Raw genomic sequence first — 20,733 nt, forward strand, 5'->3', positions numbered from 1 at the left:
TTTTCCGGCCGGTTCGAGGGGGCATCATCCATTCGGCCGATGGGGCGATATCCGACCTCTGGCGCCTGCCGCATTCTCGCCAAGACGATGAAATGCGGCTAGGCTCGCCGCGACGATTTGTCGCGCTCGCGCGCTCCTTGGCCTACCCGGGCGCGCCGTCTATCGCGAAAAGCTGACGAGCAGATCGGGTGCGTTTAAAACGCGCCATCACCATTCGCCGTTCATCCTTCGCCCTACACCATCGCCACGCTTGCCATGACCGGGCAAATATCGCCTGCACAGATCGCGCGACGGGGCGACGCTCATTTCTTGTTGGCGTCGCGTGCCGGAATGGCGAGCCAGTCTTCGAGCACGCGCTGGGCGGCGTCGACGCCGGTGCGCTTGAGGGACGAGAACAGTTGTGCCGTGAATTGCGGCGGTGTTTCGGGATCGTTGGACGACAGTCCGTCGGTACGTGGCAACGCGGACAGGCGCGTTTGCGTGTCGCGCAGCACGTTGGTGGATTCCTGGCGCGTGAGCTTGTCAGCCTTGGTCAGCAGGGCATGGATGGGGCGTCCGGTCGGCAAGAACCAGTCGATCAGTTCGCAATCGAGATCCGTGAACGGCCGGCGCGAGTCCATCACCAGCACCAGGCCGCGCAATTGCGGACGCTGCACCAGATAGTCACCGAGGAGTTGCTGCCAGTGGACCTTCACGCCGCCACCGACCTCGGCATAGCCGTAGCCGGGCAGGTCGACGAGATAGCCGTACAGGTGCTCGAGGTGAGCGATCTCGAAATAGTTGATGTGCTGCGTGCGACCCGGCGTCTTGCTCGAGAAAGCCAGCCGCTTCTGGTTGCACAGGATGTTGAGCGCGCTGGACTTGCCCGCGTTCGAGCGGCCCGCGAAGGCGACCTCGGGCACGGCCGTTGGCGGCAGGTCGCGCAGATGATTGACGGTCGTAAAGAAGCGGGCTTGATGAAGTAGGGACATGACGGAAACCGGGGAGCGCCGCAGCCACGGGAATCGGGCCACAACGCGGGCGGAGGCACGCAAGACGGTGGGTTTGACGCTCACCGGCGACAGGCCGGGAAGCCCCGTTCTGCGGCCTTCTACATGGAAATCCCCTAAAGCCGGGGAAAGTCTTTATTGTACAATATGAAAGTTAACCTTGGCCTTGCCAGGGCTTGCCCGAACGTCTCGCGCGCCGTGAGGTTGGAGGAGAAACACGGCGTCGGACGGTGAGTTCGAACGACCGATTTCCCGACAAAACAGATATAAGGTGTGCGAATGAACCGAGGAGTGTGGAAGTCTCTCGCTGCAACACCGTTGGCGCTGGCATGCTTTCTTCTGAGTGGCGCAGGACAGGCCGCCGAGCCTCAGACGCCCGCCAAACCCGACCTGGCCCGGGGACAGGCCATCGCCAGTCAGGTATGCGCTGCCTGCCACGCCGCAGACGGCAACAGCACCGGTGGGGCTTATCCGAAGCTCGCCGGTCAGCATTCCGAATATCTCTACAAGCAGCTCGTCGATTTCAAGGCGCAGCCCGGCAAAACACCCGCACGTAACAATCCCATCATGGCTGGCATGGTCGCCGCACTGTCCGATCAGGACATGCGCAACGTGTCCGCCTACTTCGCGTCGCAGACGGCCAAGCCGGGCGTCGCGCGCAACAAGGACACCGTGCCGCTGGGCGAAAAGATCTATCGTGGCGGGATCGCGGAGAAGGGCGTGCCGGCCTGCGCCTCGTGCCACGGCCCAACCGGTGCCGGCATGCCGTCGGAATACCCGCGTCTGTCCGGTCAGTGGGCGGAATACACCGCTGCCCAACTCGTGGCGTTCCGCGACGAAACGCGCGGCAACAACGCACCGATGCATACGATCGGGGGGCGTTTGTCGGACAAGGAAATCAAGGCGGTCGCGGATTACATCGCCGGTCTGCGTTGATCACATCAATGGCGATGATCGGGAGCCCTGCCCTGACACCATGTGAACGTCAGGGTATATTCGCTGACTTATAACGAAACCAGCCGCGGCGCCGCAGAGCGAGCGGATCGAACTGGTTTAGCATACACAGGGTGGCGGGCGCGTGAGAAACGCGTCGCCGCCCTTTTTTGTTGTCGGAAACAGGATGAGCATCAGTACCTCGGGAATGCAGATCAAGGGCGCGCAACGATGGGTGCGCGACGGCGTCGAGCTCGTCAGCTCGATGCGCTTCGCCATCAGCCTGCTCACCGTGCTCGCGATTGCCAGCATTATCGGCACCGTGCTCAAGCAGGGCGACCCCTACCCTAACTACGTCAATCAGTTCGGTCCGTTCTGGGCCGACGTCTTCCGCTCGCTCGGCCTGTACACCGTGTACAGCTCGTGGTGGTTCCTGTTGATCCTCTTCTTCCTGATGGCGTCGACAACGCTGTGCATCGTGCGCAATGCGCCGAAGATGATCGCGGACATCCGGAGCTGGCGCGATCACGTGCGTGAAGGCAGTCTGCGTGCCTTCGGTCACAAGGCGGAGTTCACCGGGCCGACGTCCCGTGCCGACCTGATCGGGCGTCTGGGTGGCTATCTCGGACACCGGGGCTACCGCTTCGTCGTGCGCGAGCGCGAGGGGGCGACGCTTGTGGCCGCCAAGATTGGGGCCATCAACAAGATCGGCTATATCTTCGCGCACAGCGCCATCGTGATCATCTGCCTGGGCGGGCTGGTCGACAGCGACTTGCTGATCCGTGTCCAGATGGCGCTGTTCGGCAAATCACCGCTGCAAGGCAACGCCGTAATTGCGCAGATTCCGGAAACGCACCGGCTCTCGCCGAACAATCCCGCATTCCGCGGTTACGCATTCGTGCCCGAAGGTGGCAAATCGACCACGGCAATTCTGAATTTTCAGGACGGCTCGGTCGTGCAGGATCTGCCGTTCGCCATCGAGCTGAAGAAATTCCACGTCGACTACTACTCGACGGGCATGCCGAAGCTGTTCGCGAGCGATATCGTGGTCACCGACCCCGAAACCGGCAAGACGATGAGCGCAACGGTGAAGGTCAACGAGCCGTTCATCTACAAGGGCGTGGCGATCTATCAGTCGAGCTTCGAGGACGGCGGCAGCAAGCTGAAGCTGACCGGCTACCCCATGCGCGGCGCGACGGACCGGACGTTTGCCTTCTCGGGCGACATCGGCGGGTCGACGCAACTGCGCGGTGGCGCGGCCGGCAAGGACGAATACACCGTCGAGTTCAGCGACTTTCGCGCTATCAACGTCGAGAACATCAGCAATGGCGGCGGCGAGCGCGATGTGCGCGGTGTCGCTCGCAAGTCGTTGCGCGACGACCTGAGCGCACAACTGGGCTCGGGCGCCCGCACCGATCTGAGCAAGGATCTGCGCAACGTCGGCCCGTCGGTGCAATACAAGGTGCGAGACCGCAGCGGACAGGCGAAGGAGTACCGCAACTACATGCTGCCGATTCTGGTGGAGGACGGCGAGCGTGTCTTCATGACTGGTGTGCGCGACACGCCGGACGGTCCCTTCCAGTACTTGCGCATTCCGGCGGATGCAGACGGCTCCGTCAAGCAATGGATGCTGCTGCGCGCGGCGCTTCAGGACGACGGTGCGCGCGTCGAGGCTGCCCGCCGGTTCGCCGCACAATCGCTGCCGTCGCAAACGTCGGCTGAACTGCGCGGCCAATTGCAGGAGAGCGCCAAGCGCGAGCTGGATCTGTTTGCCGGCGCGATTCCGGCGAGCAAAACCGGCCATGCGACTGGCGGCTTGCAGGCAATTGCCGAGTTCGTGAACGAGAAGGTGCCACAGGATCAGCAGTCGAGCGCGGCGGACATGTTCCGTCGCATTCTGGACGGCACCATCTGGCAACTCTGGCAGGTCGCACGCGAGCAGGCCGGACAACCGGCCATCGAGCCCACGCCCGAGAGCGAGCGCTTCGTGCATACGGCCACCAACGCGCTGTCCGACAATTTCCTGTACGACGCCCCGGTCTTCCTGCAACTCGACTCGTTCGAGCAGATCCAGGCCAGCGTCTTCCAGCTCACGCGCTCGCCGGGCAAAAAGATCGTGTATCTTGGCAGCTTGCTGCTGGTGCTCGGCATCTTCTCGATGTTCTACGTGCGCGAGCGGCGTTTGTGGCTGTGGATCAAGGATACGCCGGAGGGTGGCAGTTCGGTGTTGATGGCGGTGTCGACCACGCGTCGCACGCTGGACTTCGAAAAGGAATTCGCCCGTACGAAGGCGGAGATGGACGAGATCGTCACAAAACGATGAAGGTGAGACAGATGGAGTTATCGCAAGGCTATTCAGAAGTCTCGTGGCTGCGCCGCCGGAGCATCGGCGACTGGCTGTTCGCGCTGGCGCTGGCGATGGGGGCGGCCTTCGCGCTCAGCCGCTACGGCCATTACATGGATTATTACGAGCACACGATTCTGGTGCTCAGCGTGCCGACCTTTGCGTTGCTCGGCTGGCACTGGCGTGCGGTGCGCTGGCTGATGGCGGGGATCGCGATTCTCGCGATCTCGGGCATCGGGCTGTATCACCACGATCTGGCGCGCGCCGATCAGGCGTTCTTTCTCAAGTACTTCCTCTCGAGTCAGTCGGCCATCCTGTGGATGAGCGCGCTGTTCTTCCTGTCGACGCTCTTTTACTGGGGCGGCCTGCTCGCCCGTTCGCCGTTCGGGGCGAGCGTCGGATCGTCGCTGTGCTGGGCGGCAGTGTTGCTCGGCTTCACGGGCATGATGGTGCGCTGGTACGAGTCGTATCTGGTCGGTGCAGACGTCGGCCACATCCCGATCTCGAACCTGTACGAAGTGTTCGTACTCTTCTGCCTGATTACCTCGCTGTTCTACCTGTACTACGAGCAACACTACGAAACGCGTTCGCTCGGGCCGTTCGTGCTGCTCGTGATCAGCGCGGCCGTCGGTTTCAACCTCTGGTACAGCGTGGCGCGCAGCGCTTATGAAATTCAGCCGCTGGTGCCGGCGTTGCAGAGCTGGTGGATGAAGATCCACGTGCCGGCTAACTTCATCGGCTACGGCACTTTCGCCCTCGCTGCGATGGTCTCGGTGGCATATCTGCTCAAGTCGGGCGAGAACAAGCGATTGGCCGCGAACGGCAAACCGCTCGACAGCGGGTTCTTCTCGTCACGTTTGCCGTCACTCGAATTGCTTGACGACGTGATGTACAAGGCCATTGCCGTCGGCTTCGCGTTCTTCACGATCGCCACGATTCTCGGTGCCCTGTGGGCGGCTGATGCCTGGGGCGGCTACTGGAGCTGGGATCCGAAGGAGACGTGGGCGCTGATCGTCTGGCTGAATTACGCGGCGTGGCTGCACATGCGTCTCATGAAGGGCTTGCGCGGGGTGGTGGCAGCGTGGTGGTCGCTGACGGGGCTGCTGATCACGACGTTTGCGTTCCTGGGGGTGAACATGTTCCTTTCGGGACTTCACAGCTATGGGCAACTCTGACGCGAGACGTCCGCTCGGATCCGTTTGAAGAGGCTCAGGAAAGCCGCCGCGCTCAGGTGCCGGCGGCTTTTTTTCGTCGTGTCGTATGATTTCCCGCGACATGACGATGGGAACGGCGTCATCCGGGTACGGGGTCTCACCCGCTATCGACGGATTTGGCAAGTTGGCAATGTTGGCAGGTTGAGAGGTGGGCATGATGAGCATGAACAAGTCGCGTCTGCGCGGGGCGGATATCCCGGCGAGCAGCATCACGCCACGCGAAGTGGCGACCGGACGGCGGCGCTTTTTGCAAGCGTCCGGCATCGGATTGACGGGACTTGGCGGCGCCGCCCTCGGCGCATTACCGTCAAGTGCCGCCTTCGCGGCCGATAGCCCCGGCACCGGGCTCGCGAAACTCTCGGCGACACGCAACACGCGCTACGTCGTGACCGACAAGCCGACCGATATCAAGGACGTCACCACCTACAACAATTTCTACGAATTCGGCACCGACAAGTCCGACCCGGCACGCCGGGCGGGCACGCTCAAGCCGCGTCCGTGGCAGGTCGCTATCGAAGGTGAGGTGAAACAACCGAAGGTCTACGACCTCGATGCGCTACTCAAACTCGCGCCGCTGGAAGAGCGCGTTTATCGGCACCGCTGCGTGGAAGGCTGGTCGATGGTGATCCCATGGATCGGCTACTCGCTGGCCGAACTCATCAAACGCGTGCAGCCGACGGGTAACGCGAAGTATGTGGAGTTCGTCACGCTGGCCGATCCGAAGCAGATGCCGGGCCTGTCCTATCCGGTGTTGAGCTGGCCGTACGTAGAAGGGTTGCGGATGGACGAAGCCTTGCATCCGCTCTCGTTGCTGACGTTCGGCCTGTACGGCGAAGTGCTGCCGAATCAGAATGGCGCGCCGGTGCGCATGGTGGTGCCTTGGAAATACGGGTTCAAAAGCGCCAAGTCCATCGTGAAAATCCGTTTCGTCGAGAAGATGCCGCTCACGAGCTGGAATCGCGCCGCGTCGGACGAATACGGTTTCTATTCGAACGTGAATCCCGATGTCGACCACCCGCGCTGGAGTCAGGCGACCGAGCGTCGCATCGGCGACGGTGGTATTTTCACGCCCAAGCGCAAGACGCTGATGTTCAACGGGTACGGCGAGCAAGTCGCCAGCCTGTATCAGGGCATGGATCTGCGCAAATTCTTCTGAGCCGACGCGTCGTGCCGACATCTCCTTCCCAACCGACCGCCCAACCCGCCGCCGCAGCCAGCGTGCCGGCATCTGCGGTTGGCCGGCGAGACAGCCGTCGTTCAACGCAACGCTGGCTTCCGTGGGGCAAAGTGGTTGTCTTTCTGCTCGCGCTCACGCCGTTACTGCGGCTCGTTGTCTACGGGCTGACGGACAGGTTGGGGGCCAATCCGGTCGAGTTCATCACCCGATCGACGGGCACGTGGACGCTGGTGATGCTCTGCGTCACGCTCGCCATCACCCCCGTGCGCCGCCTGACAGGCATGCCGTGGCTGCCGCGATTGCGCCGCATGCTCGGGCTATTCGCGTTTTTCTACGGCGCGCTGCATTTCGCGACGTATTTCTGGCTGGATCAGTGGTTCGATTGGGCGGATATCCTGCGCGACGTGTCGGGCAAGCGTCCGTTCATTACGGTGGGATTTGCGGCGTTCGTGCTGATGGTGCCACTGGCGCTGACCTCGCCGCATGCAATGGTGCGACGCTTGGGGGGGCGTCGCTGGCAACGGCTGCATCGCGCGATCTACGCGATTGCCGTACTGGCGATCCTGCACTACTGGTGGATGAAGGCGGGCAAGAACGATCTTGCCCAGCCAGCGATCTATGCGATCGTGGTGACGGGATTGCTCGGCGCTCGTGTGATCTGGGCAATTGGCGGCCTGAAACGCAGGCCGCCAAGCCTGGCGCAAACTCAGGCGCCGGGCAGCAGTCGTTCGCCGGCGAACAGCGACTCGACGGTCTCGCGCTCGCGCACGAGATAGGCTTCGTTGCCGTCGACCATCACTTCGGCGGCGCGCGGGCGCGTGTTGTAGTTCGAGCTCATCGTGAAGCCGTACGCACCGGCGGAACGAATCGCCAGCAGATCGCCCGGGGCAATCGCCAACGTGCGGTCACGGCCGAGCCAGTCGCCGCTTTCGCACACGGGGCCCACGACGTCATAGGTCGCCACCTCGGCCGAACGACGCTCGACCGGATCGATCCCGTGATAGGCCTCGTACATTGCCGGGCGCGCCAGATCGTTCATGGCCGCATCGACGATGGCGAAGTTCTTCGTCTCGCCATGCTTGAGGAACTCCACGCGCGTCAGCAGCACGCCCGCGTTGCCGACCAGCGAGCGGCCCGGTTCGAACAGCACCTGACGATGGGCGTGGCCGCGCTTGGCAATGTGATCGAGCAACGTGATGGCGAACGCCGTGATGTTCGGGGGCGTTTCGTCGGTGTACGTGATGCCCAGACCGCCACCCACATCGATGTGATGCAGCGAGATGCCCGCCGTCTCGAGCTTTTCGACGAGGTCGAGGAGCTTGTCGATGGCGTCGAGATACGGCGAGATTTCGGTGATTTGCGAGCCGATATGGCAGTCGATACCGACGACTTCAAGGTTCGGCATTGCCGCCGCCGCACGATAGGCGTCGAAGGCTTCCTCATACGCCACACCGAACTTGTTGCCGCGCAGACCGGTGGAGATATACGGGTGCGTCTTGGCGTCGACGTTCGGATTCACGCGCAGTGACACGCGCGCGCGCTTGCCGACCTGACCCGCCACTTCATTGAGGCGATCGAGTTCCGGACGCGATTCCACATTGAAGCAGAACACGCCCTTTTCCAGCGCGTAGCGCATTTCGTCCGCATGCTTGCCGACGCCCGAGAACACCGCGCGCTTCGGGTCGCCGCCCGCCGCGATCACGCGGGCGAGCTCTCCGGCGGACACAATGTCGAAGCCGGCGCCGAGCTTGGCGAACACGCCGAGCACGGCGAGGTTCGAATTGGCCTTGGCGGCGTAGTGCACGGCAGCGTTGCGGCCTTCGCAGGCTTTGGCGTAGGCCTGATAGGCGCTCGTCAGAGCCGCCTTCGAATAGACGTAGAGCGGTGTGCCGAAACGCTCGGCGAGCGTGGGCAGGGCTACGCCCTCGGCATGGAGTACGTCGTCGCGGTAGGAGAAGGTGGCGTCGGACATCGCAAAAACTCGGTAATCAACTGGACAACTGGGGGCGCCGGTCGGACCGAAGGTTTTCGGCCTGGGCGTCTTTGCAGCCGATCTCGCTCGATTTCGGCAGACTTCGGAAACTCTGGCTAATTCTCGCTTATTCCGGCTTCGGTGCGGGCAGCGAGTTGGCCGGCGGCACGTCGACCGACGGTCCGCGCTGCGGTTCGGGAACGCGCGGGGGCGGAGGCAGCGGTGCACCCGGGGGCGGCGTCGGTTTCGCCGGACGGGCAGGCAGATACAGCGGCCCGGCCTGGCCACAGCCGGCCAAAACGCTCAACAGGGCAATCGACGCTACAATCGCGCAGGTTCGAATAGGTGCAGTCATGGGGGTATCGCCGCGTGGTGCGGCATGCAAACGATGACGCAAACCGTGGAGTTTAGCATGACGGAAAGTGAATTCCTGGCGCTCGCCGAGGCAGTGCTGGCGCAGGTCGAGGCGGCTGTCGAGACGGTCGTCGACGATAGCGATGTGGACATCGATTGCGAGCGGACGGGCAACGTCCTGACGCTCGAATTCGACGACGGCAGCAAAATCATCGTCAACGTGCAGACGCCGATGAGCGAAATCTGGATCGCCGCCCGTTCGGGCGGCTTCCACTTCCGCTTGAAGGGCGATGAATGGCGCGACACGCGCGACGACTCCGAGCTGTTCGAAGCCTTGTCGCGCTTCGCGTCGCAGCAGGCAGGTGAGCCGGTGACGCTTCGGGCTGAGTAACGGGCTGACGGGCTGACGGATCGGCGGATCGAAGAACCCGTGGGTCCGTGGGAAAACGTCGGAAGCGGTCCGCAAAGCGCTGAAAGTATGCTGGCGGAGCACTGGCCGCCGCCGGACGAGCGCTGCGCGAAAGCCTGAGAAGAGCCTGACGAGAACTCGGGAAAAGCGGGGGTGAAAAGCGGACGAAAGCCCGAGACAAGCCGGCCGACCGTCATACGAAGCAAAAAAGCGGCGCAGTGCCCCAGTAATTGGGACGCTGCGCCGCTTTTGTGCTTGTAGAAGCCGGTTCAGACTCTCAGGTCAGAACCGGCCTGAGCCCACCGGGCCAGTTCGCTGTGTCATCAGGGCTTGCTATTGAACATATCCAGGATGCGCTGACGCTCCTGACGATCCACCGGCGCCGGTGGCGGTGCCTGTGGCGGGCTCGGTTGCGCGGGCATCTGGCCGGGCAATGCGCCCGCCGACGGGCCAGGCGCCGCCGAACCATCCGGTGTCGTATCGGCGCTCAGGCCGACCGTGCTGACGGCGCGTCCCGGCGGATAGTCGTCGTAGTAGTAGTCGCCATTGGCCTGAATAATCCCCGGCGGTACCGCGCGCGTCGACTCCGGCACGCCACGCAACGCCTTCGACATGTAGTCGATCCAGATTGGCAATGCCAGACCGCCGCCGGTTTCGCGATCGCCCAGATTGCGCGGCTGATCGAAACCGATCCAGGCCACCCCGACCAATTGCGACTGATAACCCGCAAACCACGCGTCGTGCGAATCGTTCGTCGTCCCGGTCTTACCGGCGAGATCGCTGCGCTTGAGCACATTGGTCTTGGCCGCCGTGCCGCGGGTCGCGACGTCGTGCAACATCGAATTCATGATGAACGCGTTGCGCGCCGGAATGGCACGAATGGACTCGTCACCCGCCGCGATAGGCTTCTCTTCCATGATGACGTTGCCTTTCGAGTCGGTAATGCGCGCCACGATGAACGGATTCACGCGGAAGCCACCGTTCGCGAACACCGCATAGGCGCTCGCCATCTGCAACGGCGTGACCATGCCCGCGCCCAGTGCCATCGGCAGATACGCCGGATGCTTGTCCGCTTCGAAGCCGAACCGTCCGATGTACTTTTGGGCGTAACCCGGCGTGATGCTCTGCAAAATACGAATCGAGACGAGGTTGCGCGAACGCATCAGCGCGACGCGCATCGGCATCGGCCCTTCGAACCCGCCACCGTAGTTCTTCGGCTCCCACGGCTGACCGCCAGTCTGCGCCGCCGTGAAATACAGCGGGCCGTCGTTGATGATCGTCGCAGGCGCGAAACCTTTTTCGAGTGCCGCCGAATAGATGAACGGCTTGAAACTCGATCCCGGCTGGCGCCATGCCTGCGTAACGTGGTTGAACTTGTTCCGGTTGAAGTCGAAGCCGCCGACCAGCGAGCGAATCGCACCGTTCTGCGGGTCGAGCGACACGAACGCCGCTTCGATGTCCGGCATCTGCACGATCCGCCAGTTTTCCTTCGTGTCCTTCGTCACGCGAATCACCGAACCCGGACGGATCTTCTGCTTCGGCTGCGCCTTGGCGTTCAGTCCGGCTGCGGCAAAGCGCAGACCGTCACCCGTCACGGTGACATCGTCGCCGTTCAGGAGCACCGCCTTGACTTGCTGCGGCGTGGCCGACAGCACCACGGCTGCGACCATGTCGCCGCTGTCGGGGTGCTCGACCAGTGTGTCGTCGATCAATTGCTCGCGTTCGTCCTGATCGGACGGCAAATCGATATTCGCCTCCGGACCGCGATAGCCGTGACGCAATTCGTAAGCCATGACGCCCGCGCGCAGCGCTTCATAGGCGGCTTCCTGATCGGCCGAGTTGATCGTCGTATAGACGTTGAAACCGCGCGTGTAAATCTCGTCCTTGAACTGCGCGTAGAGCAGCTGACGCACCATTTCGGCCACATACCCGGCATGCACGCTGAACTCGCTGCCCAGCCCGCGCACCACCATTTCCTGTGCAATGGCCTGGTCGTATTCGGCCTTGGACACATACCCCAGGTCGTACATCCGCTTCAGAATGTATTCCTGACGCACGCGAGCGCGCTTGTAATTGACGATCGGGTTATAGGCCGAGGGTGCCTTCGGCAACCCGGCGAGCATGGCAGCTTCGGCGAGCGTGATGTCCTTCAGATCCTTGCCGAAATAGACGCGTGCAGCGCTGGCGAAGCCGTAGGCGCGCTCGCCGAGATAGATCTGATTCATGTAGAGCTCAAGAATCTGATCCTTGGTGAGACGCGACTCGATCTTATAGGCGAGCAGGGCTTCGTAGATCTTGCGCGTGTAGGTCTTCTCGCTGGACAGGAAGAAGTTACGCGCGACCTGCATCGTGATCGTACTCGCGCCCTGCGACGAGCCGCCACGTGCGAAGTTGGCGATGCCCGCGCGGAAAATGCCGATGAAATCGACGCCGCCGTGCTGATAGAAGCGGTCGTCCTCGATGGCGATCACGGCTTTCTTCATGACGTCGGGAATGTCGGCGAAGCGCACCAGATTCCGGCGCTCCTCTCCGAATTCACCGATCTGGATTTCGTCGGCCGTGTAGATGCGCAGCGGAATCTTCGGCCGGTAGTCGACGATTGTGTCGAGCGACGGCAATTGCGGCGTCATCACCACCAGGATGTACCCCGCGAGCAATGCGCCGCATACGACCATCGCAGCGATCAGGCCGGCAAACCAAAGTGTGATGCGCAGCCAGATGGAGCGGCGCGGTTTCGGCGCGCGCTTGTCGCGGGGTGTCTCGGTTTGGGGTGTGCTTGCCATGGGGGAACCGGAAAAAACGATGGGCCGATTATAGCGAACGACTTGTGACCCCCCTCGGCAGACTCCCGAAATCGGAGTTTCGGCCTATGGGGTATAGGAATCGGCCGAGAAAAAAACGGCATGAATTCCGAAAGCGCGCCTCGCTTGCCGTTATGCCGCAAGGATTCGGACTTGTCCGATTGGGCCGCCGTGCCGGCCTCGCTAGCATCGATCACATCGACAAGGCGATAGACGGGAGGAAGTCATGATCGAAGCGGTCCTGCGCGGAATGCGTCACATGGGAGATCGATTGGCGGCGGCGATGCCACGCACGAGTGGTGGGGGGTGCGGTATTCATTTTGACGCTGGCGGCATGCAATTCGTTCGCGTAACGCGTGGGACCGCGAGTGCGCAATTGCGTCTGCACGCCTATGGGACGGCTGCCCTTGAGGACGACGTGCTGCGTGGCGCGCTGATCGTCAAACCGGAGGCGGCGGCACGCCGTCTGGAGGAGTTGCTGGAGCGGCTAGGCATGAGCGCGCAGGATTTGCGGGACGACACCATCGTATTGGCCCTCCCGGCGCATGGGCTCAAAACCGAGGTCATCGACTATCCGTCGGATTTGCCACCACGTGCGATGCGCGCATGGTGTGAGCGCCGCGCTGCGCTACTGCTGCCTGGGGACGGTGATCCCGATTTGCGCACTCGCGTGGGCGTTGCGTGGGCCGACCCCGGCAGTCACCGGCTACGCCTTTACGCCTGCGAGGCGACGTTGGTCGACGACCGGGTTGCCGTGCTGGAGATGTCCGGCTTGCGCGTGCACGCCATCGATGCGGCACATGAGGCCGGACGTCGTGCGTTTCGATGGGCACGGCCTGAGTCTGACGGGGCGTCGGTACCTGAGTCCAGGCGGGAACCGGCGCTTGCGCCGCAGTCGGGCGCCAAGCGGGCGGATATGCCAATGGCGCTGTTACAGATCGATCATCGCAATCTCGATCTGGCGGTGTTCGATGGGGATGTGTGTGTGGCGGACGTCCGGGAGCGCTTCGATGGCGTCGGTGGCCATCCCGAAGCACTGGCGAGTGTCGTGCGCGAATTGATGGGAGCATTGCCCGTTGCGCCCCTGGCCATCCATGTTGCTGCGCAAGGCGCCAGCCCGAGCGGGCTCGTCACGATCTGCGACACCACGGCCGCAGCGTGCGGCATCCCCGTGGGACCCTTCGATCCCTTGCAGCGATTCGAGATATCAGACCCTTCCGGGCCGCATTACCAGACGTTCGCGCAACGTACGGCGCTGGCCGTGCCTTGCGGGCTTGCGCTGCGTGCGATGTCGATGCAGGGGGTGTCATGCGCGTGAGTATGAAATTCCCGCCGCTCGATTTTTTGCCCACGCTGGCGCAGCGGCGACACAGCGACTTTCGGCACCAATGGCGTGTTTGGATATGCGTCGCCGTGTGCGGCGCCGTGGCAGCGCTCGTGCCTATTGCCTGGGACATCCAGGAGCGTCGGGAGGCGCGGGCGCAACTTGTGGCGCTACGCGAAGCAAGCCGAAAGTTAATCAAGGAGACGGCGGCGTTCGATATCACGGGACGCAAACTTGCCGAGATGAGCGCACACCGCCGGGCAGTCGTTGCCCTGATCGAGCGCAGACGCCCGGTCGCACACCGGATGCTGGACATCATGCGGGCCTGTGCCGACGGTGTACGACTGACATTGGTGAGAAGCGTTGACGATCACCTGCAAGTCGAGGGCTACGCGACAACGCAATCACGTGTGCGCGAGACGCAGAAACGGCTGCGGGCGTTGCCATGGGTGAAAAAAGTCGCAGAAGTCGAATCGAGCGTCGTGCCGGAGAGTGTCAGGCGCCAGTGGATCGGCGCGCAGACGCCGGTGTCAGTACCGAACATCCGGCGTTTTACGTTACGCATCGAGCGAAAGCCGTCACCGACGCCAACCGTGTTGGCGGTCGACGCGGATGTCGACGTGAGCCAGACGCAGGAGGTACCCGATGCGCGGTGAGAACCATCCGCCGGACGATGTCCGCGACATATTTCATGAGATGACGGCGCGTTGGCGCGCGCGGTGGCGCACGTGGTCGTCAGTGTCACCGGCCGAGTGGGCACCGGCGCTCAGATGGGGGCTGGCAGCGCTCGTCTGGTCGGCGGCACTCTTGTTGGCATGGTCGATCTGGTGGCTGATCGGATTGCCGGTGAGGGCGACGTTGCAGAAGGATCTCGTCATCGAACGGCAGTCGTTGGATCGGGCGAACGAAGCGGCACGGCGTCTGCCGGTGCTCATGACCCGGCTTCATGAGGCGGAGGCGGAAACAATCGCGTGGCAGCGCTTGCTGCCGATGGCTGCCCCCCGGAAACGAGACGACACTGGCGCGCCAGTGCAAGGCGTGTCGACAACTGCCAATGCCGGCGAGGCGAAGGTGGCGAACGTGGCCGAAGAGGCTGTCGAGGCCGAGGAGGAGCACGCCACATGGCGCGCCGATCTCGAATCCCTGGTGTTGCGCACAGGCCTGATGCTGGAATTTGCCCGACCGGGACCGTCGGCGTCGTCTGGCGAAGTCGAGATCGAGCGCGCCGAGATACGCGTCAGAGGGACGGTGGCGAACTTACTTGGCTGGCTTGCCGAGATTGACAGGGTGCCGCGTCATCTGACGGTTGAGCACCTGTCGTTGCAGGGGCCTCGGATGGGTGCCGGTTCGGCGGACTCCGCTATGACGGAGGCAGGCGACATCGAAGGGACGCTCACAGTCACGGTGGCCGCCTATCGCTGGCAGCGTGCCGGCGAGTTGCCCAGCCAGGACAATTTGCGTGATGCGTCCGATGGGTCCCATGCTTCCAATGTTTTCGATACGTCCAGCGCATCTATCGTCCGCACCTGGCCTGTGCTGCCCGAGCCCGCTCCGCAATGGCGCATGCCCGCTGACACGATCGATGTTTTTCGTGCGCCGCTGACACGTCGCTCCGCGCAAGATGCGGTAACGATGACCGCATCGGCTACCCAAGCTCCGGTCGACGACGCCAGGCCTGTTGGGTCGATGCGCGCGGGGCTTCGCTACGTTGTACTTCGCCGCACCTCGGCACAGGGACTGACCGCGACCTGGAACGAAGGGCCGCCGGGGCGGGCCAAGGTTCGTGAAAGTGGCCGGGCACCGACGGTCGACGTGACACTCCACGGTGTAGAGGCGGCCGATGCGTTGCGGGCGTTTGCGCGTCTGACCGGCCGCAGTGTGGTGATCGGAGAGCGGGTGAGTGGGCGTCTCGACATGGAAGTTCAGGGCGTTTCGGCCGCCACGGCGTTCGACGTTATGATCCGCAGCGCGGGTCTCGGCGTGCAATCCGTGAATGGCGTCGACTGGATTGCGCCACGTGCCGATCTGCTGGCCGACGAGCAGACACAACTGGAAGCTGCCGCGAAGCGCGAGGCGTTGCTGCCGTTGAGCGGTCGTCGTTTCACGCTCAATTACCCGCGTGCACTGGCGTTGAGAGAAATCATTCTTGGCGAAAAGGACAGCAAGGGGCAGCGGCTGTTGTCCCCACGAGGCAGTCTGATCGCCGATCCGCGCACCAATCAATTGTTCGTGACCGACCTGCCCGAGAAGCTCGAAGCGCTCGCGTCGTTCATCGCGCGGATTGACGTTCCCGTGCGGCAGGTACTGATCGAGGCGCGTATCGTCGAGGCAGACGACCGATTCAGCGAGTCGCTCGGCGTCAGGCTGGCGGGATACAACAGTCGGGCAGACGGCGGACGAGGAGACGGCAAGCGACCGGGGACAAGAGATGAGGGCGGCATCGGAGGCGCGACTGGCGTGAGCGGCCCGGCCGTCGGCGACGCGAGAGGCCCCGGCAGTGCACTCGACGTCGGTTTGTCCGCGGCGGCGCTGGCCGGTGTGACGCCACCGAGCCTCGCGATCACCCTGTTCGGCCGTTCGGCCACTCGCTTCTTGCAACTGGAACTCTCTGCGTTGGAGACCAGCGGGCGAGGCCGGGTCGTCTCGCGGCCACGTGTGGTCACGGCGGACAAGATTCAGGCCGTTATCGAGCAGGGTACGGAATTGCCTTACCAGACGCGCAGCGGGCGGCGCAGCGTGACGTCCATCCAGTTCCGCAAGGCCACGCTGAGGCTGGAAGTCACGCCGTTGATTACCCCGGACGGTCGTGTGATTCTGGATGTCGATGTGCGCAAGGACAGCGTGGGGCAGGCGGTGGCTGAGGGCTTCGCGGTGGACACCCGGCACGTCAAGACACAGGTGCAGGTCGAAAACGGCGGGACGGTGGCCATCGGCGGTATTTATCAGGAAGAACGGCGTGACAACCGTGCCAGCGTGCCGTGGCTGGGAGATGTACCGGTGCTGGGAGCGCTTTTCCGTAATCGTGCCAATGAAGACCGTCGTACGGAATTGCTGGTGTTTCTGACGCCCAGCGTTGTGCCGGAAGGCAACGCCGGAGGCGAAGGGCAGGGGGCTGCCGAGCGTCTTGAGGAAGCGTCGGCCCGGCCGTCCGCCTCGTTGGAACCCGTCCGGGCGCCCGCCTTGGAGCCGGGTCCGGCGCCCCCGCAGGACGACTTGCCGCTTGGGCATCGGCGGCTCATCGGGGTGTTCCACGAGGCGACGCGTTCCGCACGCCCGACGCAGATCCCGGTATCATCAGGGATTGGAACCCAAATATCAGCGATTTATGCTGGAAAACGTAATACTTGTCGGACTGATGGGGGCGGGCAAGACCACGGTTGGACGCGCAGTGGCACGACGTCTTGGACGGCAGTTCTATGACTCCGACCATGAGATCGAGGCGCGCACGGGCGTGCGCATTCCGATCATCTTCGAGCACGAAGGCGAGGACGGCTTTCGTCAGCGCGAGACCCAGACCATTGACGAACTCACCCAACGCAGCGGAATCGTACTCGCCACTGGCGGGGGCGCGGTGTTGCGCGCGGAAAACCGCGAGTACATCAAGTCGCGCGGTACTGTTGTGTATCTGCGCGCCAATCCGCACGACCTCTGGCTGCGCACGCGCCGCGACAAGAATCGTCCGTTGCTGCAAACCGCCGATCCGCGCGCGCGTCTCGAGCAGTTGTATCAGGAGCGCGATGCGCTTTACCGCGAATGCGCGACGTTCGTCATCGAAACCGGTCGGCCGAGTGTCAATGCACTCGTCAACATGGTCCTCATGCAGCTCGAAGTTGCGGGAATCGTGCCGGGCATTTCCGGTGTGGCGTCCGACGCTGCAGACGTTCCCGAAGGTGCGCAAGCCGATGGTGCCGCCGCGCATCTTCGGGACGGGCCGAATGAGGCAACTGAAGCCGGCGGTACAGATGGTGCGGACGGTGCGAAAGGCGCCGCAGGTGCCGCCGGCGCCGAATACCTGACGCATGAGAGCGAAGCCGATTTGCCGCACGCCGGCGCCGAGGGTTCGCCGCCGGAGCCTTTGCCATCCGCCCGTGATACCTTTCCTCGCTGATATCGGCTGACGCCAGTCGAGCAGTCGATATCGCTGAACATGACAACAAGCCAACAAGCGGCATGATTACCCTGAAACTCGATCTTGGCGAGCGCGCCTACCCCATTCACATCGGCACTGAACTGCTGACGCAGGAAGCCCTGTTTGCGCCGCACGTGCGTGGCACGCACGCTGTGATCGTGACGAACACGACGGTGGCTCCGCTGTACGCCGAGCGCGTCGCGGCAACGTTGCAGCGCCTCGGCAAGCGTGTCGTGACCGCCGTGCTGCCCGATGGCGAAGCGCACAAGAACTGGCAAACGCTCAATCTGATCTTCGACGAACTGCTCGGTGCACAGGCAGACCGCAAAGCCACGTTGATCGCCCTGGGCGGCGGTGTCGTGGGCGATATGACCGGGTTTGCAGCCGCCTGCTACATGCGCGGTGTCCCTTTCGTGCAAGTGCCGACGACGCTGCTCGCGCAGGTCGACTCGTCCGTGGGCGGCAAGACGGGCATCAATCACCCGCTTGGCAAGAACATGATCGGTGCGTTCTGGCAGCCGAGCGCCGTGCTGGCCGACATGGGTACGCTGTCCACCTTGCCCGAGCGCGAATTGGCGGCCGGGATGGCGGAAGTGATCAAGCATGGCGCAATTGCCGACGAGAAATACTTCGACTGGATCGAAGCCAATATCGACGCCTTGAATGCCCGCGACACCGCAGCCCTCACGTACGCCGTGCAACGTTCGTGCGAGATCAAGGCGCAAGTGGTGGCCAGCGACGAGCGTGAGCAAGGTCTGCGTGCCACGCTCAATTTCGGCCACACATTCGGTCATGCCATCGAGGCGGGTCTCGGTTATGGCGAATGGTTGCACGGCGAGGCGGTGGGTTGCGGCATGGTGATGGCCGCCGATCTGTCGGCCCGTCTGGGATTCATCGATGAGGCACTTGTGCCGCGAATCAAGGCATTGGTTGCCGCCGCCAAATTGCCCGTGACCGGGCCGGATCTCGGCGAAGATCGCTATATCGATTTGATGCGCGTCGACAAGAAAGCCGAAGGCGGGGACATCCGCTTCGTGCTGCTCAACCGGTTGGGGCAGGCGTTCATGACGAGCGTGCCTGACGCCGAGCTTCGCGCCACGTTGCGCGCCAACATCTGAGTAAGGAGGGCTGGCGATGATCGATTACGAAGCATCGCTTGCCCCATACGCGGCACGCTCCGGCGCGTCACGCGGACGGCGGTTCGAGGAAGCTGCGCCTACCACGCGCACCGAGTTTCAGCGTGATCGCGACCGCATCATCCATTCGACGGCATTTCGCCGTCTCGAGTACAAGACGCAAGTCTTCGTGAACCACGAAGGCGACTTGTTTCGTACGCGCCTGACACATAGTCTCGAAGTGGCCCAGATCGGCCGGTCGATTGCGCGCAATCTGCGCGTGAACGAGGATCTCGTCGAAGCTATCGCGCTGGCACACGATCTCGGGCATACGCCTTTCGGCCACGCCGGACAGGACGCGCTCAATGCCTGCATGCAGAATTACGGTGGGTTCGAGCACAATTTGCAGAGCCTGATCGTTGTCGACGAGCTCGAAGAGCATTACGGCGGTTTCAACGGGCTGAACCTTTGCTTCGAGACACGCGAAGGCATTCTCAAGCATTGCTCGCGCGCGAATGCACGCGGACTCGGCGAGCTCGGGGAGCGATTCCTCCAGGGACGGCAGCCGGGCATCGAGGCGCAGATCGCTAATCTGGCGGACGAGATCGCCTACAACAATCACGATATCGACGACGGCGTGCGCTCCGGTCTGCTGACGCTCGAACAACTGGACGAAGTGCCACTCTGGCGGCGCTTCTGCACCGAAGCAAAGCTCGATTGGCCGGACATTTCAGGGCGTCGGCTGGTGCACGAAACGACACGCCGCATCATCAATGCGCTGATTGTCGATTTGATCGCGACCACACGCCAACGCGTGGCAGACGCCTCGCCGTTCTCCATGGATGACGTGCGTGCCTCGGGACCGCTGGTCGCGTTCAGCGCCGAGATGCGCGAGCAGGCGGGAAGTCTCAAGCGATTCCTGTTCGATAACCTCTACCGGCACTATCTCGTGATGCGGATGGCCGCGAAGGCGCAGCGGATCGTGAAGGAATTGTTCGAGGCTTTTCTCACCGAGCCGAGGCTATTGCCGCCGAATTACCGGCCGGAGAATCCCGAAGATCAGCCTCGCTGGATTGCGCACTACGTGGCAGGGATGACGGATCGTTACGCGATCAAGGAATACCGCAGATTGTTCAGCGTCGAGCCGACGCTCTGAGTGAGAGGCGCCCGACGTTCGAGCCTGCCGATGCAGCGAAACCGGACAGGCACAAAGGAAAACAGCCGGCATTCGCCGGCTGAGTTCATTGTGCACTCGACTCGGCAGTGCGATAAGGCCACCGCGTGGCTAGTGCGATTGGCGCGACTAGTGCGCAGTACGGTCAGTGCGGTTGGCGCCACGGGCGCACCGGCATGTCAGGCGACCGGATTAGCTGCGTCCGGCGATGAAGCCAAGCACCAAGGCAACGGCAGCCACCGTACCGACGGTCTGCCACGGACGCTCATGCACGTAGCCGTCGGCCTCTTCCCAGACTTCATTGGCGCGGCGACGCAAGTTGGCACCGGCATCGCCGAAATCGCTGCGTGCCTGACGCAACTTGTCACCGATCTCCGCGCGCAGCGCCTCGACATCCGACGCCGACTTGGCGTTGGAGAGTGCATGATCCAGATCGTCGAGCAGGTCGCGAACACGCGAAGTGACGTCGCTACCCGCCAGGCGTGCCGCACGCGCTGTACGTCGACCGGCGAAGCGCGCATCTTCCAGGCCGCTGTTGAGTGCAGTTTCCGCTTTCGAGGCAATTCCCATTTTCAGACTCCCAAGAGGTGGTATTGAAATGCGGCGTGCGGTGGATCCGGGGGGAAGCCGACGCCGGTGGAACCCTGAGGCGAGCGGCCATTATGGCGCGGCCGCTCGCGTGCGTACACCCTAAGAGACAGTTCGCAAAAAAAGAAAGTTGCAGCGCGTTGGCTGAAGATGATGTGGGAATGCGCTGACGTTATGCCGATCTGGCGCCGTAAACGCGAAAACGCCGCA

17 protein-coding genes and 1 pseudogene are annotated in these 20,733 nt (G+C 63.1%); 12 read left to right on the forward strand and 6 right to left on the reverse strand.

All coding sequences use genetic code 11. The features are described from left to right. Positions 1–302: 302 nt before the first annotated feature. On the reverse strand, positions 303–971 hold the full coding sequence (yihA, locus tag ACIPHM_RS19195) for a ribosome biogenesis GTP-binding protein YihA/YsxC (protein WP_400331565.1): 669 nt from the start codon (positions 969–971) through the stop codon (positions 303–305). Positions 972–1,268: 297 nt separating this feature from the next. Between yihA and ACIPHM_RS19200 the strand changes: the two genes are divergently transcribed. From ACIPHM_RS19200 to msrQ, 5 genes are all read left to right on the forward strand, one after another. After that, a complete protein-coding gene (locus ACIPHM_RS19200; protein ID WP_400331568.1) occupies positions 1,269–1,925 on the forward strand; it encodes a c-type cytochrome in 657 nt (218 codons plus the stop codon). Positions 1,926–2,109: 184 nt separating this feature from the next. Then, the gene (locus tag ACIPHM_RS19205; RefSeq protein ID WP_400331571.1) at positions 2,110–4,245 is read left to right on the forward strand and encodes a cytochrome c biogenesis protein ResB; all 2,136 of its coding nucleotides are present in this window, start codon (positions 2,110–2,112) and stop codon (positions 4,243–4,245) included. 11 nt (positions 4,246–4,256) lie between these two features. Beyond that, complete coding sequence (gene ccsB / locus ACIPHM_RS19210; protein WP_400331574.1) at positions 4,257–5,441, forward strand: c-type cytochrome biogenesis protein CcsB; 1,185 nt, start codon at positions 4,257–4,259, stop codon at positions 5,439–5,441. Positions 5,442–5,634: 193 nt separating this feature from the next. Continuing rightward, positions 5,635–6,636: a protein-methionine-sulfoxide reductase catalytic subunit MsrP gene (gene msrP, locus ACIPHM_RS19215; RefSeq protein WP_400331577.1), complete on the forward strand. Its 1,002-nt coding sequence runs from the start codon at positions 5,635–5,637 to the stop codon at positions 6,634–6,636. 11 nt (positions 6,637–6,647) lie between these two features. After that, positions 6,648–7,433, forward strand: coding sequence for a protein-methionine-sulfoxide reductase heme-binding subunit MsrQ (gene msrQ, locus ACIPHM_RS19220; RefSeq protein WP_400331580.1), 786 nt, complete (start codon positions 6,648–6,650; stop codon positions 7,431–7,433). Here msrQ and lysA read toward each other — a convergent pair. Together lysA and ACIPHM_RS19230 are read right to left on the reverse strand one after the other, a co-directional pair. Continuing rightward, positions 7,364–8,629: a diaminopimelate decarboxylase gene (gene lysA / locus ACIPHM_RS19225; protein WP_400331582.1), complete on the reverse strand. Its 1,266-nt coding sequence runs from the start codon at positions 8,627–8,629 to the stop codon at positions 7,364–7,366. The genes msrQ and lysA overlap by 70 nt on opposite strands. Positions 8,630–8,756: 127 nt before the next feature. Further along, on the reverse strand, positions 8,757–8,984 hold the full coding sequence (locus ACIPHM_RS19230; protein WP_400331585.1) for a lipoprotein: 228 nt from the start codon (positions 8,982–8,984) through the stop codon (positions 8,757–8,759). Between the two features lie 57 nt (positions 8,985–9,041). Here ACIPHM_RS19230 and cyaY point away from each other — a divergent pair, with 57 nt between their 5' ends. Next, entirely contained in the window at positions 9,042–9,374 is a 333-nt protein-coding gene (gene cyaY, locus ACIPHM_RS19235; RefSeq protein ID WP_400331588.1) for an iron donor protein CyaY, read from the forward strand. Positions 9,375–9,715: 341 nt separating this feature from the next. Here cyaY and ACIPHM_RS19240 read toward each other — a convergent pair whose 3' ends face one another. Then, on the reverse strand, positions 9,716–12,175 hold the full coding sequence (locus ACIPHM_RS19240; protein ID WP_400331591.1) for a penicillin-binding protein 1A: 2,460 nt from the start codon (positions 12,173–12,175) through the stop codon (positions 9,716–9,718). A gap of 352 nt (positions 12,176–12,527) precedes the next feature. Here ACIPHM_RS19240 and ACIPHM_RS19245 point away from each other — a divergent pair, with 352 nt between their 5' ends. Further along, positions 12,528–13,511, forward strand: coding sequence for a hypothetical protein (locus ACIPHM_RS19245; protein ID WP_400331594.1), 984 nt, complete (start codon positions 12,528–12,530; stop codon positions 13,509–13,511). A 107-nt stretch (positions 13,512–13,618) separates the two neighbouring features. Beyond that, positions 13,619–14,173 (forward strand): PilN domain-containing protein, encoded by a 555-nt coding sequence (locus ACIPHM_RS19250; protein ID WP_400331597.1) that lies wholly within the window; start codon positions 13,619–13,621, stop codon positions 14,171–14,173. A gap of 33 nt (positions 14,174–14,206) precedes the next feature. Here ACIPHM_RS19250 and ACIPHM_RS19255 read toward each other — a convergent pair whose 3' ends face one another. Then, entirely contained in the window at positions 14,207–14,395 is a 189-nt protein-coding gene (locus ACIPHM_RS19255) for a hypothetical protein (RefSeq protein WP_400331600.1), read from the reverse strand. Between ACIPHM_RS19255 and pilQ the strand changes: the two genes are divergently transcribed. The 4 genes and pseudogenes from pilQ to ACIPHM_RS19275 all read left to right on the forward strand — a co-directional run bounded on the left by pilQ (position 14,376) and on the right by ACIPHM_RS19275 (position 19,917). Then, positions 14,376–16,937: a type IV pilus secretin PilQ gene (gene pilQ / locus ACIPHM_RS19260; protein ID WP_400331603.1), complete on the forward strand. Its 2,562-nt coding sequence runs from the start codon at positions 14,376–14,378 to the stop codon at positions 16,935–16,937. The two genes, ACIPHM_RS19255 and pilQ, sit on opposite strands and share 20 nt — an antisense overlap. Continuing rightward, positions 16,843–17,361 (forward strand): annotated as a pseudogene (locus ACIPHM_RS19265) (shikimate kinase); the annotation flags it as partial. The gene pilQ and the pseudogene ACIPHM_RS19265, both read left to right, overlap by 95 nt. Before the next feature lie 326 nt (positions 17,362–17,687). Beyond that, positions 17,688–18,764 (forward strand): 3-dehydroquinate synthase, encoded by a 1,077-nt coding sequence (gene aroB / locus ACIPHM_RS19270; RefSeq protein WP_400331606.1) that lies wholly within the window; start codon positions 17,688–17,690, stop codon positions 18,762–18,764. Between the two features lie 16 nt (positions 18,765–18,780). After that, positions 18,781–19,917 (forward strand): deoxyguanosinetriphosphate triphosphohydrolase, encoded by a 1,137-nt coding sequence (locus tag ACIPHM_RS19275; protein WP_400331609.1) that lies wholly within the window; start codon positions 18,781–18,783, stop codon positions 19,915–19,917. A 210-nt stretch (positions 19,918–20,127) separates the two neighbouring features. On the opposite strand, the gene ACIPHM_RS19280 is transcribed toward ACIPHM_RS19275, so the two are convergent. Beyond that, positions 20,128–20,505: a YqjD family protein gene (locus ACIPHM_RS19280; protein ID WP_400331611.1), complete on the reverse strand. Its 378-nt coding sequence runs from the start codon at positions 20,503–20,505 to the stop codon at positions 20,128–20,130. Positions 20,506–20,733: the final 228 nt, after the last annotated feature.

Source organism: Pandoraea sp. NPDC087047, assembly GCF_044745225.1.
Lineage (GTDB): Bacteria > Pseudomonadota > Gammaproteobacteria > Burkholderiales > Burkholderiaceae > Pandoraea.